The organism is Parabacteroides sp. AF19-14 (genome assembly GCF_003635485.1).
GTDB lineage: Bacteria > Bacteroidota > Bacteroidia > Bacteroidales > Tannerellaceae > Parabacteroides > Parabacteroides distasonis.
On record NZ_QTMJ01000025.1, the window covers coordinates 41,256 to 60,081 of the forward strand.

Consider the following 18,826-nt stretch of genomic DNA (forward strand, 5'->3'; position numbering starts at 1 on the left):
TGAAAAGCACGAATCCATCGTGGTTTATTTCTCTTTCTCGCCTATAATCTCCCGGTATTGAGAGGGAGGCATCCCGTATCTGTCTCGGAAGGATCGCTGGAAAGTACGCAATGTACCGAAGCCGCATTGTTCCGCTATTTCCTTTAAGGTGACTGGATTTTTTAGGGAGAGCAGATGGCGGGCGTTTTCCAAGCGATACATTGTTATATATTCCAATACGGTCTGGTCGTTTTCTTCCCGTAGGGCATTCGCTAGTGTCCGTTCATTAATCTGTAAGGCTTTGGCGAGTTCTTTCCGGTCTAATGCCGGATTCCGGTAGAGCCGTTCGTTGATCATGAATGCGCCTAAGCGTTGTATGATCTCGTAAGACGTCGGTGGATTGGTGATTTTCGCGGCCGGTTGTCCCTCTGATTCCGGTTCAAGGGATAAGAAGTTCTTCGCCCATTTGTCGTGTTCTTCCAACCGGGTTACGAGTAGCCGGTTCTTCGCGTTTAGTTTATTGGCATAGATAATATATAAGGAAAGTAAGAGGGTGACGAGACCGATGATGATAAAAGCTAGTTGTAAATACCGTGTTTTTTGTAGGTTCTCCTGTTGGGTCTTCTCCACTTCGTATTGGATTCGCAATTCATCAAGCTGGCGTGCGATCTCCTCTTTTGCGATGGAATCGTTGGCTTGGATATAATCGCGATACAGCCGGATACTTTGCTGAGGTTGTCCGCTTAAAGATAATAGTTCGGCCTTGGTTCGTATGTCATTTAGGTAGAAAGGGTAATAATCCCGGTGTGTCTCCAGCAACGTATCGATGTAGGCTATCGCCTCTTTATAGGCACCTTCCTCGTAACGCAGTAAATAACGGGCCTCATAGAAATGCTCGTAAGCACGGGCGGGGAAGGCGGGAAGCATATAAGTGCGGGCTTCCCGCAGGCAGTCTCTCGCTTCCTCTTTCCGCCCGGCTTTTAGTAGAGCGATGGCACGAAGGGAGAGATGGGTGACAGGGTAATGTCCGCTAGGGTCTTTCCAGCCTTTCCCATTCCAGTAAGCCAGCATTTCACCATATAGGTCGGCGAGGGGAAGCATCTCCTCATACCTCTCGGCTTTCTGGCAAGTCATGATTTGCCATTCGCACAGGCTTTGTGCTGTCGTGAAGGCGTTTAGGCTTTCTTTATAAGAAGGGCAGGTTTGCGAGCCCTCCCGTAATACGGAATATGCCTTCTCGTATAGGTTGAGCTTGTAGAAGATCTGGCCTTGTACCCTAAGGGCCATCGCCATACCTACGGGTTGCCCGATCCCCTTGGCTTGCTGATACATAAGCTCGGCCTCCTCTTGTGCCTGGCGATAGGCTTGATCGGAGAACAAGCGGTTGATAAGCAGGTTGTATAAGGCGAAGTAGTAGTCATATTGCCGGGTGTCGAGCAGGAAAGTCATGATAGGGCGTGCCTCTTCCTTGAATCCGGTGGGACGCATATTCGCCATCGCTTGCAGATAGGAGGCATAGGCGAATCCAAGGTCTGCCGTGTCTTTCCGGGCTTGGGCGTTATTGATAACTCGCTTCCAATCGTCGGGTGATTCGCTTTCGCGTGCCTCTTTCTTTAATGTCTCGAAAGAATCCGGGGAGGAGACTGGGTTTGTCGTTTCTGCCTTAACGTAAGGCAATGCCCCGATAAGTAGGAGAGAGACTATGAGAATATATTTTATCGATAAGAAGTATTTCATCAATATATGTTATTTCAAGATCACAAAGATACGGATAATCTGTTTTTGATGGGCATTAAGATTCTATGAATAACCTGATTTTTTATCTATTGGAATGAGAAGTAATGCCGCAACCGCTCCCGGTCGTATTCCGTGAACTCCTCCAGTAAGGCTAGGTTCTCCCAGCCCTGTAACTTGCCTTTCTTCCGGACTTGTCGCTCGATAACCCGGGCCTGTTTATAGCTGACATATGGGTGACTTGCCAGTTCTTTAGCCGACAATTGGTTGACAGGTAGCTGACTTATAGCCGACAGGTCTGCCGAAAACCACGATTTCATCGATTTATAGCGTTCCTCGTCGATACCATATACTTCCCCTAATTGCTCTACGCTATAAAAGCCCCCTAATAGCTCCCTGTATTTAATGATCCGTTTGGCGAAGACGCTACCAATTCCCGGAACTTTCTTTAGGGCGGTGGTATCGGCCGAATTTAATTCTACAACTGTTCCTAACGGCCATTTTTCTACCTTTGGATATGAGGGTAAATGGAGGTTTGATTCCCTTCGGATGCGTTTGGGATTTCGTTCGGAGGGAACTTTGTTTTCTTTCGAGTGGAATTTGTTTTCTTTCCGGGTGGGATTCGGGGGATTTCCGTTCGGGGTAATTGGAAGGGAGGTGTCTTGTTTCATATTGTCCGTGACCAGATCATCGGGCAGAACCTTTGTCCGGGAAAAATCCGTCAAGATAATTGCGATCCATGCCATCGCTATTAAGGAAAGGAGTAGGGTAAGAGCCTGCCTTTCCCCCTTGGAGAAATAAAGTAAATCACGCCATTTCATAGTCTTATGTTTTGATTTGTGGAACTTCCACCGACAAAGGTAGAAGTTCCGTTTCTATTGACAAGGAATTCTCGGTATTATTTACCGGTAATCCATTTCAAGATCCCTAATTCGTTCAAGAATACGATACCGATGGCGATTGGGGCCACGTATTTCATAAAGAATACGTAAGCGCCGAAAAGACGGAACTTAAGAGTCCCCTCATTGGTCAACTCGGCTTTCAATACTTTTTTATCGACACGTGTACCTACGAAAATACAAGTGAGCATACCTCCCAGCGGTAGCATGATCTTGGCGGTCAGGTAATCCAGTGCGTCGAAAAAGGCCAAGCCTCCAATCGTGAATCCTTTCATCACCCCGAATGAGAGAGAACTGAAAATTCCTAAGAAAAATACCCCTAAGGAAACGATTAAAGCCGCTTTCTTGCGTGTCATGTGGAACTCCTCAAGAACGTAGGCCGTAGCTACCTCATGTAAAGAGATCGTGGAAGTCAGTGCCGCCATCGCTAGCAAGATATAAAAAATACAGGACCACAAGCCACTCAGCGGTAATTGTCCAAATACGTTCGGCAACGTGATAAACACGAGTTCCGCACCAGCGGAAGGGGTGATGCCGAAACTGAATACCGCCGGGAATATCATGATACCGGCCAATACGGCGACAAGCGTATTAATGATTGTCACCTGCCAAGCGGTGGCCTGCATATTCGTATCTTTCCCGAAGTAAGAGGAGTAAGTGATCAAGCAGCCCATACCCAAACTCAAAGAGAAGAAAGCCTGTCCTAGTGCGCTCAAGACCACTGAGGAAGTCAATTTGCTAAAGTCTGGCTTGAAAAGGAAAAGCAATCCGGCCTCAGCGTTCGGTAAGGTCACGGAACGTACGCACATGATCAGCAAGATCAAGAATAAAAGCGGCATCATGATCTTAGAGGCCCGTTCGATACCTTTTTCTACACCCGAGACAATCACGAAGTGAGTCAACCCGATAAAAGCGCCCATCCAAAAGATCGGACGGAAGACATTGGAAGCGAAATCCTGAAAATCGGCCGTATAGTCTATATCCGGCTGTCCATACAAACGGCCACTTAGCGTTTGCCAAACATATTCAAGCGTCCAACCGGAGACGACCGAGTAATAACTTAAGATCAAAAATGCGGCCAAGATACCGTTGTACCCAATCCAGCACCATTTTGTACCGGGAGCCATTTTCTTGAAAGAACCCACCGTATTGCTGCGGGAATGCCGGCCGATGAAAAACTCGGTTATCATTACCGGAATGCCCAAGAATATCATGAAAAGTATGTAGACCAGTAGGAAGGCCGCACCTCCGTTCGCTCCCAGCATATACGGGAAGCGCCATACGCTTCCCAATCCGACGGCGCATCCTACGGTAGCTAGTACTACGCCCAATTTACTACCGAATGTGACTCGATTGTTTGCCATATTATTTATTGTTGCTTTTATGCTTTTAATTGTTACCTATTTTCTTATTTTCGGGAGCAAAAGTAATAATTTGAATTAATTTGTTCGTGTAAAGTATAAATAATTTAGTGAAAGGAGTATGAAACGAGGACGTAAGAAAAAGTTAGCAATCTCATTGATGGATTATATGGGAAAACGAAGAGACATGAAACGGCAGTTAAAGAAAGAAGGGACAGCTGAGTTGTATGAGGTGGCCGTAAGGCATTTTTTAAGATTCGTGAAGAACCCGGGGTTCTGTTTGGCCGATTTGAATCGTGCGTTGGTGATAGATTTCATCACGTATCTTCAGGGAAAAGGATTAGCTACTAATACGGTAAATACGTATATCAGTAGTTTGCGGGCGCTTTATAATATGGCTTGCCAAGAGGCGTTGATTCCTGCGTCATATTATCCGTTTGAGAATTTGAAACTCCGGCGTGCGATGACGGCGAGGCGTGCGATTCCCGCATCTTTGTTCCAGCAAATCGCTCAGATCAAGGTGGTGGATGACCCGCAAGTGGAATTATCGATAGATCTTTCCTTATTCAGTTTTATGGCTTGCGGGATGCCTTTTGTGGATATAGCGTACTTGACGAGGCAGAATATCCGGGGGAATGAGTTGGTATATCACCGTCATAAGACAGGACGTATGATCCGGTTGGAGATAACCAGTAGTATGTTGCAATTGATCCGGAAATACGCGGATCGGCAGCGAGCGACCGGATCGTCGTATTTGTTCCCGATTCTTCCGCCCGGGAATCCGGACCATTTGAGGTATAAGCGTAGCTTGGCTCGGCATAATGCCCGGCTGAAACGGATTGGGCAAACTTTACGGTTACCGAATCCGTTTACGTCGTATGTTGTTCGCCATAGCTGGGCATCAGAAGCTTTACGTTGCGATATGCCGATGGCCTTGATCAGCCAGGCGTTGGGGCACTCGTCGGAGAAAACGACTCGTTTTTATCTGGAAGAATTGGATATATCACGTTTGGCTCATGCGAACATGAAGGTGATAGGCTCTGTAAATCGGATTTTAGAGAAAAGGATGGATGGTTTGTGAACTTATTTATGGAATAAGGAGTTTTAGCGTTAAAATAGTAACTTCCTCCCTATTAGTTCACAAAAATACATAATAAATATTTTATTATCACAACTTTTCTGCATTAAAATTGTCAAGTTCTTTTCACCAAATAAGGAATTTAGGGGAAGCTATGTCTTTAAAATGAACCATATTCACCTTTATTGATTCACTCTCTCAACTAAAGAGGAATTTCTATACTCTACAAATTCCTCCTGAATATCAAAAACAAATAATACAATAAGCTCGTTTGGATAGGCCTATATGTAAGCCATTGATTGGTAGCTGTATAGAAACACCATAATATTTATTGGATTTCATGTACGTGTTTTCCAAAAAACATGTACGTCTTTTCAGGAAAACATGTACATGTTTTTCTGAAACGTTCCGTGTGGTTTATTGATATACTATATAAACGACAATAAGATGTTGTTTAACGCTTATTCTCCTCTAACGTTTTTGAAACGCTAAACCTTATTCCATAAATAAGTCCACGGGCCATTCTTGCCGTTAGTTGATTTTAGGAAGTTGGGTCTTGAGGGGCAGAAGGGTGAGAAGATATAAGATTAACAACCATAATGAATAAGAAAGAATGAAGAAGACGATTTTCATGCTATTCTTGTTGTCAGTCCCGTTTCTTTCGAGAGCGCAGGGGGTGCCGGTCGAAGGGAAAGGCTCCATGATTGGGATCAAGAGTAATATTCCTTATTGGGCTACTGCCACGTTTAATTTGGGGGCTGAAGTTTATCTCGCCCGTCATTGGACACTTGAGTTGGAGGCAGGCTTGAATCCGTTCAGCGGCAAGAACGATGATGGGAGTTATGGCCGCTCACTGAAGCATTTGCGTCTGCACCCGGAGTTGAGGTATTGGTTTTGCGAGACGTTTAACGGCCATTTCCTCGGCGTGCATACTCCGTACCTATTATATAATGTAACCGATATCAAATGGCTGGGTACAGAGGGCGAGCGTCACCAGGGATGGGGCGCGGGAGCCGGTATCAGTTATGGATACTCGTGGCTGCTGTCTCGCCATTGGAACTTGGAGGCCACGGTGGGCGTGGGCTATCTGTACTTGAAGTCGGACAAGTATCCCTGCGCAAATTGCGGCCGCAAGCAAGAAGGGATCAAGAAGCATTACTTCGGGCCTACGCAGGCGGCGATCAATCTCATTTACCAATTTTAAATCGATGGAGGACTGAAAAATGAAGAATCTACAAGGATGGATGATACTTGGGATCGCATGTTTGGCCGGTTGTGTGGGTACTACGATTCCCGTACAGGCGCAGCAGACGGCTACCGCCATCGTCGTGAAGGAGCGGTTGGTGGAGCATGTGGGCGATCGCTTGATAATTGATATGAAACTAGCGTTGGACGAGTTGTCGCTATCGGCCAACCGGAGTTTGGTCTGTACGCCGCTGATCGAGCGGGGCGATAGCGTAAGGGCTTTGCCTCCCGTGATTGTGAACGGGCGTAACCGCCAGATCCAGTACGACCGGTCCGGGCGCGACGCGGCGGCGAACGGGGAGTTTGTCTTACGCCGTTACAATGGGAAGGAGCAGACGTTCGATTACCATGCCTCCATTCCTTTCGCCAAGTGGATGGAGCGTTCGGAGGTGTCGCTGGTAGTCGATTTTTGCGGTTGCGGCTGGGAGGCGTTGAGTAATGACAAGTCGCCGCTTTTCCCGATCCGAATCGCGGAGCCTGTGGTATTGCGGCCGCTTTTGGCCTACGTCACGCCGGAGGCGGAACGTGTGAAAGAGCGTGTGAAGGAAGGAAGCGCCTTCCTCGACTTCCCGGTAAACCGCACGGAGATATATCCCGAGTATCGCGACAATCCCTCGGAGTTACGCAAGATCCTCGAGACCGTGTCATCGGTGAAGGAGGATCCTTACGCTACCATCACGGAGGTATATATCAAGGGTTTCGCGTCGCCGGAAGGTACCTATAAGCATAACACTTATTTGGCCGAGCATCGCGCCAAGGCGTTGATCGAATATGTGAAGGGTCTTTACCACTTCGAGCAGGCCCGTTTCACGGTGGATTTCGAGCCGGAGGACTGGGCCGGATTGGAGAAACGGGTGGAGAACTCCTCGCTTGCGGACAAGGAGGAGCTGCTGGCCATCATCCGTGCGGACGAACCGAAGGATTACGACCGCCGCGAGGCGAAGCTGAAAGCGTTGAACGGGGGGGCCTCGTATCGGGTGCTCTTGCGCGATATTTATCCAGCCTTGCGCCATTCGGATTACGCGGTGCGCTACACGATCCGTTCGTTTACGGTAGAAGAGGCCCGTGAGTTGATCTATTCGGACCCTAGGCAGTTGAGTCTAAACGAGATGTTCCGGGTGGCGCAGACGATGGAACCGGGTAGCGACGCTTACCGCGAGGTGTTCGAGATTGCCGTGCGCATGTATCCGGACGATCCGGTATCGAACCTGAACGCCGCCCTTACGGCGATCGACGCGGGTCGCCTGGAATCGGCCCACCGTTATCTGGCGAAGACTTCCGATTCCGCGGAGCGTACCTTGGCGGAGGCGGCCATCGCTATGCTGGAGAACCGCTTGGACGAGGCGGAGGCCCTGCTGGGCAAGCTGTCCGGCAATCCTTCCGTGGCTGCGCAGGTGGAGGAGAACTTGAGGCAGATCGCAGAGAAGCGGGAGGAACTGGCGGATTGATGACGAGAGTTGTGATTGCAGAATGATAACAATAAATGTCAAAAATAAAAACGGATGAGAATCATGAAAAAGAACTATTTATTAAGTGCGGCCGCCGCTTTCTTGCTGGCGGTTACGGGTTGCTCCGATGATATCGAAAACGGAGGCAATTCCGGTGGTGAGGACGATGGCAATCATGCCTACATGAACGTGCGTATCTCTACAGTTGCGGATGGACCGATGACGAAGGCAGATCCCTCTTCTCCTAATGGCGATGGTTCCGGTTGGGGCGAGGACGGCAACGGCTGGTTGGGTGAGCTTCCGGGCAAGAATGAGGGCATGGTGTATAATGTTAATATTTTCTTGTTTGAAACAAACGCAAACACATTGTCCAAAGCTGATCACTTGGATTTTCTTAATGGCGAAGAGAATCCTACCGTTGCCGGATATGGTTATTATGATGTAAAGACGGGAGATAGTAGTGGTCTTGATGCTAGTGAAGGTGGAAGCGAACCGAATCATGGTAGTAGAAATATAAGAATTACCATGAATAGTGATTTGGATGAAAATCCGAAAAATTATCAAGTATTTGCTATTGTGAATGCTGGTACGGACTTAAAGACAAAGATTAAGTCTTTAAAAGAGCTGCGCGACTATGTAGCAGAAGGTAATGTCATTGCTAAAAATGGAACAGATGTTGCTAATGCGAATGAATTCCTGATGTCTACACACAAAATGGTGAGTGATGCAACGCCTGCCAATTTTCCCTCTATCGTAAGCCTTTCCTCTCAAAATACAGCGGAAAACCCGGCGAAAACCGCTGTTTATGTGGAGCGTCTGGCGGCACGTATCGATTTGACCTATAAAACACCAGTAGAAGGGAAAGTTGCGCTGGATTTTGATAATGAGAGCTCTCCGGTAAATAAACAAGGAACTTTTCATTTGACAGGTTATACGTTAATAAACCAGTGGCAAGGAAATACTAAGATGTTCAAGCAGGTTTCTCCTACAGTGGATAGCTATGAAAAAGATTTAGAAATGAATGATCAATACAAAGAGGGCGATCCTTTGCAATACTTGGGAGATGAGATATGGCAATGGGATCCTGCTTCAAAGCCTAACGGCTCATTTAATTTCGTATTGTCTGAGTCTTTTAACGAAAAGACTCTCGCTGACGTTGCAAATGATAAATGGGAAAAACTCTATAGGAACTACTTCAACGAGGGCTTGAACGATGTTAATAAGGTGACTGCTATTCCTTTGAATAATCCGCCAGTATCTTATGAGGATCCGGTAAATAACAAAACTTATTATCCGATCTCATACGTCAGAGAAAATACTTTGAATACAAGCGCACAGGTGCATGGTTATTCTACCGGTGTTATCTTTAGGACGAAATTTACTCCCAATGAAGATTTTAAAATGACAGAATATGTTAATGGTGCTATCTTCGATAAGGCCCAATTGGATGACACAGAAAACTTCGTATTCCTTACCGCAGAACATTTTAACGGCAAAGAGGCACAGAAGTTAGTTTATAAAAATATAAAGACTGTAGCCGCAAGAGCTTTCAATATACCTGATGGTACTGATAAAACAAACTTGTTGAAAGGAATCATGGAGGGTTGGACTGATGATGTCACTTCGACGTTAGCGGATGTAAAAACGGCAATCGAGGGTATGTCGATTAAGAATAAGCTGGAGGAGAAGTTTAAGAAATATTTGGAAGATCAACTGAGCACTGCGACTGACTTGACTCCAGATTTAAAGAATAGGTTGACCTATAAAGGGTTTGTTAGCACTCAAGATCAAAAGTTACAAGCTATTTTGAACAAGACGGATAATATGAGTTCAATTACTACCGACGAAATAGGACCTTTAGCCGAAAACTATGGCGTATCTTTCTTCCGTAACGGACAAAGCTACCACAAGTTCTGGATCCGTCATAACGATAACATGGCAGACAAAAAGATGGGCGTGATGGAGTTTTGTATCGTGCGTAACAACGTTTATCAGCTGTTCGTAAAGGGTGTACGTGGCTTGGGCGACCCGCTACCTTATACCCCGGGTAAGGATAAGCCCGACACGCCGGATGAGAATAACGAGCTTACCATTGATGTCACCATCTACGTAAAAGACTGGGTGAAACGTACCAACAAGCCTATCATCCTATAACCCTACCCCTTCGGGGGATTCTTTCGATGGGCATTGTAAGCTCCTTACAATGCCCATCATAAGAACCTTATAATGGGCATCATGGTTTACCTCCATCCCTGATAGTATGGGCGGAGGATTACTGAGTATCTTAATAAAATGATTATGAACCGTTTATTTCATACCTGCAAACAGTGGATGGGCATCGTGGCTGTAGCCGCGGGGTTATACGCTTGCGATTGGATACACGACGACTCGCTGCCGCTTTGCGAGTTCCGGCTGTATTTCAAGTACGACTATAATATGAAATTCGCTGACGCTTTCCAGCACGAGGTCGATTACGTCACGCTCTTCTTCTGCGATCAAGAAGGAAACTTCCTCTTCCAGCGGCGGATCGAGAAGAGCGAGCTGGATGAGTGGAACTCCATCGCCCTCGACATGGAGCCGGGTACTTATCAGGTAGTCACCTGGGCTGGGCTGGACAAGGGCAGCTACGCATGGGACGATCCCGCCGAGGAGTCGCAGGCTGTCGGGAGAGTACGAGACGTCAAGGTACGTACCTTGCGCGAGGACGATACGACACAACCCAGCGAGCTGCGCCCGCTTTGGCATAGCCTCGATACCTTCACCGTGACACGCGATAGGCCCGAGGCCGACACTATCTCGCTCGCCAAGAATACCAACAAGTTGCGTGTCGTGTTGCAAAACGTGATGGGCGAGGATATGGACGTGAACAACTTCTCCTTCCAGATCGTCGCCGACAACGGGTATATGGATTACGACAACTCCTTGCTGGAGGATCCCGAGATCCACTACCTCCCTTATTACGCCGAGAACGTGAGGCTGGGCGCGGACCCGACCCCCGGGGCTACCGTGGGCGGGCAGTTCGTGGCCGTGGCCGAGATGAATACCATGCGGCTGATGGCGGGGCGCAACTACCGCCTCATCATCCGTCACCACGGATGGAAGAAGGACGTGCTGAACGTGAACCTCAACGATTACCTCCTGCTCACCAAGATGGAGGGGCACCGGATCTCCGCACAGGAATACCTGGACCGGCAGGATGAGTACTCGATCATCTTCTTCCTCACGCCGAAGGTATGTCCCGATTGCCCGGATCCTCCTATACCTCCTGACCCACCGGGACCGGATGATCCTGATGATCCGGACAACCCCGATGAACCCGATCCGGAAGACCCCACGATCGTGGGGTACGCCTGCTTCAAGATACAGGTGAAAGACTGGGTGATCCGTATCAACGACGGCATATTGTAAATCAAGAATCTTAAAACATCGCTAATGATGAGACGCTATATCCTATATGACTTATTGGCGGCGATCGTCGCCGGTCTTTGCCTCTGCGGGCTTTTTACGGCCTGCGGCGAAGACCGGGGTGGCGATCTCCCGGATGATGACCCGAACAGCTGTCTCGTGACCATCACCCTGCGGGCTTCCCTACCGATACGCCCGCCGCAGACGAAGGCCGGCGAGGCAATTTCTTGGGAAAATGATGACGAATATGAGCGAGACATCACGGACTGGCTGGTGGTGGCGTATGACGAGAGTGGCGTATTGGCGGGATATACGTCCAGCGAAGGTACCTATAATAAGAATGATGATAATTCTCGCACGTCGGTGGATATGAGGTTGCCGGTCGGCACGTACCGTTTCTATGCGTTCGCCAACTTGGCATCGTTGGAAGGCGGCGAAGCGCTTCTTGAACAGATCAAAAACACGAACTCCAACCCGGGAGACCTTGGCTTGTCGGAAGAGGCTTTGACAAGGGCGGTGAACATCTTGGCCTCGGGCAATAGCATAGATGGGCGGAATGGTACACTGGGCGGCAAGTTCGGTGGAACGGATACGGAGGGCACTGGAAACCGCTTGCGTATCCCTATGAGCAGTTACGCCCAAGAGCATACGTTGGCTCCCGCTCCGGCACCGAACACATTCAAGATCCCCTTGATCCGTATGATCGGCAAGATACGAGTGGAGATAACGAATAACTTATCCCAAGCGATCACCGTAAACCGACTGGACATCATGAACCTCCGCAAGGGAAGCCTGCCGATCTGGCTCTTGCCTTGGGGAGATAATAAGTATCTGGAGACTGCTGGAAACGCTGGCGCGGAGTCGCTGGCCCCGGATCTCCCGACTGGAAAGGAGGTAGCATCGGAGCATTTATTTAATGAGGAGATCATCCTTGCCGCAGCGACTGATGCGGAGAAAACCGTACCTGCGAAGAATTCGAACGGTACGGACAACGTAAAGACTTATACCCGCTATATCCCCGAAGGCAATGCGGGGGCGAGTGAGATCCTGCTGGGTGTCGATATCCAAGGCCGTCCCCGCACGGAGCATACCACGAGCTTCGGTTTCGTGCGCCGAAACGACCTGCTGATTATCCCGGTCTTGATAACCAACATCGCGACAAAATTGGAAGTAGCCGAGCAACGCCTCCCCATCGGGGTTTACCCGACCGCCTTGGTGTATGGAGCGAAGGATGGCGTGCAGGTATTGGCCCCCATAACGCATACCCTGCAAGCCGCCGGCGACTTGTCGATCCGCTTTGGAATAGAAGCAATAGACGGTCTTCCTTTGGGCACCGATTTCACCATCAAGGGGTACCAAACCGGCGAGGATGGAGATATTGTGACCGAGAAATATAGTTCCGTCAGCTGGAAGAACGATGACGCGAGCAAGCCGCTAATCACGGCCATGAACATAGATGGAGAGCATTTTGTGGCAAACACGGAATCGGACATCCCCCAAGCAGCGCTTACGCCGGCCGATGACGAATCTAAAAAAGGTGGCTCCTTCACGATCCGTACCCAAGAGCTGGGCGGAAAGGCGGAGGCCACGATCATCCTCACGCTCGTGGTAAACTATACCGTGGATGGGGAGAAGCAAGAGATGCAAATCCCTTACACCATCAAGATCAGAAACTATAAAGAACAACAACCATAAATATAACAACAACCAAAGAAAGGAGGACCTGACGGATGAGACCATCAATCAACCTACGATATAAATCCCTGTTATTAACTTGCTTGCTAATCCTCGCTACGGGTGTAGTTGTACCGGCGTGGGGGCAGTACACGATTATTCCCAGTACACAAGAGAAGGTCACTGAACGTGTGGATACGGTGTATGTAAAAGATGGGGTAGCGAGGGAGTTGTTTGTGCCGGAGTTGAGGAATAATGATGGACATGATGGAAACGATCCTCGTTATAAATGGTATGTACGTTGGTATCGGAAAGGAAAGTCTTTAAATGACGTAATAACAAAGACCGATGTTACAATTACGTCTGAGAATTTGGTAAAAGGAGGGACGGCAGAAACAAAAAAACATACCGCTTCATTGGTACCAACGTCTGATGAAACATCATTATTTTGGTGTTCGGCATTTTATTCTGCAAATTCAACGGCTACGGGAGCCTCTACGGTTACATATTTGGCAGATAAGGTAGCAGAGGATGTTGTCATTTGCGATGTAAGTTTGAATAGTAGTGAATTTCCAACACAAAGTAATACAATTAAAGAACCCACAATTTCCATACGTTACAAATTTATTATCCGCCCCGCCTCTGTTATTGCAGAGCGAATAAGCGCATTGTTAGGAGAACCTCTTATTAAAGATAATATATGGACCGCAGGAACAGGTAGTAACATTAATGTACAATTAGGGATGAGCGCTAATAATTATGCATGGGATCCGGGTTCTGGCATAGTGGTTGGTGATCATTATAGATATACAATAAACGAAGTGGTAAAACCGGATTTGAAATCTTGGGAACAGATCATAGATTCTTTGAGTGTCACTTCTGAAACGACATTGAAGGTTTGGGCTGTCAGCAGCGATAATACGGTAAGTCCTTTACTCTATCAATATACGCTTAGCCCCATCAGTGGTTCCGGTTTTATGTTGGAAGATACTATGTTGGTACGACAAGGAAATAGCCAATTGGATGTAATGCGAGAGCCGGATAAGCATAAAGATCTCTATGAGATGATTGGCTATATCAATTTTGATAGAGGAGACTCCATTACACTTGAAGATTTAAAGGCTGATAGAAGTAAGAATATGGTAATACCTGAGTGGCCCTCTGGGGAAACGCCTAATGGAAGGTGGTTAGACCCGGAAGTGACGGGATATGCTCCATATAATTATAATACGCAAAAGGCCAATGTATTGAATCGTCTGACAACTTTGCAGAATCAATATGGATTGTTTCGCACGGCCAATTTGGAGGGTGTATCAAAAGATGGACAGGCTTCATTTGTAAGTGGTCTAAATAATTATTGGTTTATTGCCAAGCAGCCTGACCCTTCTTATACGGCATCAACAGTATATGATCGAACATATTTTAATACTGATCATCAGAAATTGGGTTATTTCTTCTTTGTCGATGCTGCAAACCTGCCGGGGCGTTTGGTGAAGATTAAATTGGATGGTACTATGTGCGCACATACGGGTATCCTAGTAAACTTTTGGGTAAATGATATGACAACAAGAGCGAACGAGACTCATTCAGGTTCAAGAGGAGGAAAACCTCTTCCCCCAAATATCAATATAAATTTCATTGGACGGGATAATCAAGGAAATGACGTTGTCTTGCACCGTTTCACTTCGGGAGATGCATTGACGTACTATTCATTAAAGGCCCCCTATAAAAGTGGAAATTATACGTATGAGACCAATGAATATATCGGTAAATGGCAACAATTAATGTATGCATTTACATTATCCGAATCCCTTACTGATTATAATGAATTTTATTTAGAGGTACAAAACAATACCATTCACTCTTATGGCGCTGATTATGCCATCGATGGTCTGCGTGTCTACCGTACCAAGCCGCAGATCGACGTAAAGCGAGTGGACGCTTGCTCTTCCGCCCAGCTGACTGTTTCTACAGATTATGATCTTTTGTTGAGAAATATGGGATGGAGCCTAAATCCGGATGTATTGGCAGGATTGAATATGGGGAACGAAATTACTGTAGAGTCTAAACATCTATGGAAATATCGTTATGGGCTATTAGGTAATGACGCTAAAGCAAACGTTCAAGATAATTATGTGGGAAATGTTTATTTCGGCTTTGCTAAGGATATGCAGAATTCGGTATCTAGTGACAGAGACGCTTGGATTACATTGAATAGAGACCTATTAGAGTATGATAACGTAAGTTATAATAGTCGTAGTAAGTTATATCGTATAGTGGTACCTACAACTGAGAAGGCACGAGAGGACAGGTTTAACGGTATAACAGATCCTGATAAGGCGAAGGCATTGCAAATAGAATGGAATTTACGGCTGATTAATAATTTCTATCATGATGCGATGAATGGTATTTGGAATACTGAAATAACAAATAATGCGTTACAACGATCGGCTGGAGAAGGATTTCCTACCGAAGAAGCCTATTTAAACTATCTGGAAGCGGGTTTGAAAAAACATAGTAGCTCCTATGATAATTATGTGATCACGATCAGTTCCGATAAAGTGAAAGAGATCATGGAGGGAGTTGGCGGTTTAGATGAGTCGTACGAGCAATTGGTACGGGCTGTTTGTTCTGTATTAGGTATGACCCGCCTGCGTGTACCATGGTGGGAGGAGGAAAACGGAGAGCTGACCGGAAAAGTTGACTTGAGTGTAATCGATGTGAATAAGACGGATCTGAAATATAAAGGTGAACGAAACTTCGCGACAGAGGAGGCTGCCGCCACGGGCGAGTATGACGTAGTGATCTTTAGCGCACGGACAACAACCGATACAAGTGAGAAAATTGACTTCCCGAATGCCTCGGTTGATTTTAAGGATCAATGTGTGTTGTCATCCCCATTCACAGTACTTCCCTCCTTTACGGTTGTGGCACGTACCCAAAGCGATCTGCCGAAAGGTACGATCGCTTGTGAGGGACGGATCAGCGCAATTGAGGAGGCAACCGTGTGGGTCGAAAAACTTGATGAGGCTAACAATCCAACCGGAGAAATGTCTGAGTATAAGGAAACAAACCCTTTTTCTTTGTATAAATATACATTCGACTGGTTCTTAGGAGACTCGTTGGAGTTTGAAGAGTTTAGCCTTACGTATAGGGAATCTTTAGTGGATATATTAAAAAAGTATAGGACTACCTTGTCTGGAGATAAAGCCATGGACGCTTTCCCCGCAAATGATTTGATTGATTATTGCAAAAGGGAGTATAACAATGAGAAATTAATAAAGGAGTTGCATACATTGCTTTTCGGTGATATAGACACAGAACCGAAATTGGTGATTGGTGGGTTATATGGAAAAGCTGAGTTCCGTTGGGTTGAACGGGTGGTAATGATTCCTTATATGCCATCGGATATTAGCGAGGAGGATAAACGTGAATGGCTTTTCTGTGATCAGCCACAAGTACGACGACTGGAAGCTGCTCCCGCTCCGACCTTGTTGGCCGGTTTCCCGGATGTGGTGTATCCGGAAGGAATGGAGTATTATCCCAATGTCCCTTTACGTATCGGCTTGCCGAATATCATGGAGAGAGGGATAACCAATATCCCTATTCAAAGCAAAGGCCTTACGATGGGTATGCAAACATCCAATCAATTAGGTTTGCCTAGCGGCAACGCTACCACTATCTTCTTACGGCAAGGGCAGACTTATACAGAGGTGGGTAATTTAACAAGGTTGTCTGCGAAACCCCAAAGTAAAAATGATACAACTGGTGAAATTGACAATGGCGGTGGATCATTCTCCATGACTTTTAATGATAATGCTTATCAACAATTCAATGAAGGCCAGATTTATGCCCTCTATATCCCCTTCGGTGAATATAATGATGATGGTTTCGTGGATGGCTCTTGTGAGGGATACGCCACCTTGCTTGTCAAGATCGTACCGGAGTATCTGACTTGGAAGGGTACAAACACGGGCGAGAACGCTGAGGCTTGGTATAATGACAAGAACTGGAAGCAGTCCACGAAAGGGGAATTGTATATAGATCAAACGGGAGCAAGCGATGAGGATGCCAATGGTAACGATGATGTGACCGCCGCCTTCGCCCCGCTTCATTTCACCCGTATCACGATCCCGGGAGGGCAGACGCTGGAATTGGAAGACTTGAAAGAGGATAAGAATTTACTGCAAGGAATTGATACGACATCTGAAACAAAGGCTACCCAATATATCCAATACGATATGGCGGTAGACAAAAAGGGAGGTAATACGATCGTAGCTCCGTACTATATAAATAAGGTAAAGGCTATCTATTTCAAACCCGAGGCGCAGTTACGTCGCCAGCAATTCCTGACGTATGACACCGCCCGTGTGGAATTCGAAATGACACCTAACGCAAAATATTGGATGGCATCGCCCCTGCAAAGCGTATTCGCCGGCGATATGTACACCGTGAAGAACACGGGCCGACAGAACACCTATGCTTTCGCCGATATCACCTACAGCACGGCCAACAACGACCGCCAAGCCCCTGCCTTCTACCAGAAAGCCTGGGACAAGGCGATCACGATGTACGTGCCGAAGGATGAAGTAGATCCAACAGGTTCTTTTTCGGAGAGTAGTTTGGATACAACTCATTACGAGGTAGTCCAATCCAACTGGAGCCGTGAATATAACGATGTGAATGTGCCCTACGCTTTAGGAAAGGGATTCTATGCCAGCGTGGAAGAGAAGAATGCGGATGCTTTGAATGGAAAAGTCTTGGTACGCCTGCCGAAAGCGGATAACTCCTACGAATATGAACCGTGGAAACCGGATACGAAAAGCGCTACATTGAGAGCCGCCATGACCAAAGCCCCGACTTTAGCGGAACGGATCAATGCCGGTAAGCTGGCGGATAACGAATCTATCGAGGTGGTATTGACAGATGCGAATGGAACGGAAGAATGGTGGAATAATAATGGAACCGTCCGTGCCATCGCTGATGGTGACGGTAAGCACTTCCTGTTGGGTAATCCGTATATGTATCCGTTGGATATCGCTCGTTTCTTGAAAGGGAATGAGACTATCTTAGCGCAAAAATATTGGACATTGGATACGAAGATTGGAGAGGGTCTTGTTGTCGGTACGCCTGATGTGGCATGGGAAAATGAAGATACTGATGCTGCTTCCGGAGCCGTTATCGCCCCCATGCAGGCCTTCTTTGTAGAGCTGAAAGATGCGGCTCAAACGAAAGCGGAAGGTACGGTAACCGGTGCCGATCTGAAGGTCGTTCGTTTCGATCCCTCCATGATGCAAGGAGAGCCGGAGAAGGTCTCTTCTTCCTTGCGTACCGCTACGGCCAAAAATCCGGTCTTGAAGCTGACAGCGGAGCGGGATGCATATCGTAGCACGGCCTTGCTGACGCGGCAGGATGATGCCACGAACAACTATGAGGCAGATAAGGATGCCGTAATCTTGCTGGATACGGAACTGGAGGAGATCCCGCAGGTGTACACCATCGCCGGGACTCGTGCCGTGGGCGTGAACGTGGCACGACGGGTCGACCAGATACCTCTTGGCGTATATGCCGGCGAGGGTAAGGGCGAGGTTACACTGACGATAGAGGGTATCGGCGATTGGGCGGAGACGCTTTACCTGTACGATGCCGTGACCCGTAAAAGTACGGAGCTGTCGGGCGATACCTACACCCTGCGTCTGGACGGCAGCAGCCATGGACGTTACTTCCTAAGTGCGGGCTCGCCTACTGGTAATGAGGGGGTAGGCGATGCGGAATCTATTTCTGTTTATTCCGCCGCATCGGGTAAGGTAGTGGTCAGCGCTAGCGAGGCGTTGAAGCGGATACAGGTGTTTACGCCGATGGGTCGTTTGGTACGTACCTTATATCCCGCTCGCCCGACTTATACGTTCGCTCTCCCGGCAGGCATCTACATCATTCGTGCGGAGATCGCCCACGACCAAAAGACGGTGAAACTACGGGTATTATAAATAAACCCGTTATAAT

The 18,826-nt window shown here is 47.4% G+C and carries 10 protein-coding genes; 7 read left to right on the forward strand and 3 right to left on the reverse strand.

Annotated elements, in window-relative coordinates:
* Positions 1-24 precede the first annotated feature (24 nt).
* From DWX33_RS19055 to DWX33_RS19065, 3 genes are all read right to left on the reverse strand, one after another.
* Positions 25-1,716, reverse strand: a complete 1,692-nt coding sequence (locus DWX33_RS19055; RefSeq protein WP_121962617.1) for a helix-turn-helix domain-containing protein — start codon at positions 1,714-1,716, stop codon at positions 25-27.
* Between the two features lie 86 nt (positions 1,717-1,802).
* Positions 1,803-2,534, reverse strand: a complete 732-nt coding sequence (locus DWX33_RS19060) for a helix-hairpin-helix domain-containing protein (protein WP_121962616.1) — start codon at positions 2,532-2,534, stop codon at positions 1,803-1,805.
* A gap of 77 nt (positions 2,535-2,611) precedes the next feature.
* On the reverse strand, positions 2,612-3,976 hold the full coding sequence (locus DWX33_RS19065) for a sodium-dependent transporter (RefSeq protein WP_005863916.1): 1,365 nt from the start codon (positions 3,974-3,976) through the stop codon (positions 2,612-2,614).
* A 118-nt stretch (positions 3,977-4,094) separates the two neighbouring features.
* Between DWX33_RS19065 and DWX33_RS19070 the strand changes: the two genes are divergently transcribed.
* From DWX33_RS19070 to DWX33_RS19100, 7 genes are all read left to right on the forward strand, one after another.
* Positions 4,095-5,054 (forward strand): site-specific integrase, encoded by a 960-nt coding sequence (locus tag DWX33_RS19070; protein WP_048926888.1) that lies wholly within the window; start codon positions 4,095-4,097, stop codon positions 5,052-5,054.
* A 610-nt stretch (positions 5,055-5,664) separates the two neighbouring features.
* Complete coding sequence (locus tag DWX33_RS19075) at positions 5,665-6,255, forward strand: DUF3575 domain-containing protein (protein ID WP_048926887.1); 591 nt, start codon at positions 5,665-5,667, stop codon at positions 6,253-6,255.
* A gap of 19 nt (positions 6,256-6,274) precedes the next feature.
* A complete protein-coding gene (locus DWX33_RS19080; protein ID WP_122380869.1) occupies positions 6,275-7,744 on the forward strand; it encodes a DUF3868 domain-containing protein in 1,470 nt (489 codons plus the stop codon).
* A gap of 63 nt (positions 7,745-7,807) precedes the next feature.
* A complete protein-coding gene (locus DWX33_RS19085; RefSeq protein ID WP_122380881.1) occupies positions 7,808-9,898 on the forward strand; it encodes an Mfa1 family fimbria major subunit in 2,091 nt (696 codons plus the stop codon).
* 144 nt (positions 9,899-10,042) lie between these two features.
* Positions 10,043-11,152, forward strand: a complete 1,110-nt coding sequence (locus DWX33_RS19090; RefSeq protein WP_122380870.1) for a FimB/Mfa2 family fimbrial subunit — start codon at positions 10,043-10,045, stop codon at positions 11,150-11,152.
* 24 nt (positions 11,153-11,176) lie between these two features.
* On the forward strand, positions 11,177-12,844 hold the full coding sequence (locus tag DWX33_RS19095; protein WP_199713330.1) for a FimB/Mfa2 family fimbrial subunit: 1,668 nt from the start codon (positions 11,177-11,179) through the stop codon (positions 12,842-12,844).
* Between the two features lie 35 nt (positions 12,845-12,879).
* Positions 12,880-18,810 (forward strand): hypothetical protein, encoded by a 5,931-nt coding sequence (locus DWX33_RS19100; RefSeq protein WP_122380871.1) that lies wholly within the window; start codon positions 12,880-12,882, stop codon positions 18,808-18,810.
* Positions 18,811-18,826 lie beyond the last annotated feature (16 nt).

Bases quoted from the DNA above. Each gene is read 5' to 3' on its own strand.
- DWX33_RS19055 (WP_121962617.1), bottom strand. From the start codon at position 1,716: ATGAAATACTTCTTATCGATAAAATATATTCTCATAGTCTCTCTCCTA.
- DWX33_RS19060 (WP_121962616.1), bottom strand. From the start codon at position 2,534: ATGAAATGGCGTGATTTACTTTATTTCTCCAAGGGGGAAAGGCAGGCT.
- DWX33_RS19065 (WP_005863916.1), bottom strand. From the start codon at position 3,976: ATGGCAAACAATCGAGTCACATTCGGTAGTAAATTGGGCGTAGTACTA.
- DWX33_RS19070 (WP_048926888.1), top strand. From the start codon at position 4,095: ATGAAACGAGGACGTAAGAAAAAGTTAGCAATCTCATTGATGGATTAT.
- DWX33_RS19075 (WP_048926887.1), top strand. From the start codon at position 5,665: ATGAAGAAGACGATTTTCATGCTATTCTTGTTGTCAGTCCCGTTTCTT.
- DWX33_RS19080 (WP_122380869.1), top strand. From the start codon at position 6,275: ATGAAGAATCTACAAGGATGGATGATACTTGGGATCGCATGTTTGGCC.
- DWX33_RS19085 (WP_122380881.1), top strand. From the start codon at position 7,808: ATGAAAAAGAACTATTTATTAAGTGCGGCCGCCGCTTTCTTGCTGGCG.
- DWX33_RS19090 (WP_122380870.1), top strand. From the start codon at position 10,043: ATGAACCGTTTATTTCATACCTGCAAACAGTGGATGGGCATCGTGGCT.
- DWX33_RS19095 (WP_199713330.1), top strand. From the start codon at position 11,177: ATGATGAGACGCTATATCCTATATGACTTATTGGCGGCGATCGTCGCC.
- DWX33_RS19100 (WP_122380871.1), top strand. From the start codon at position 12,880: ATGAGACCATCAATCAACCTACGATATAAATCCCTGTTATTAACTTGC.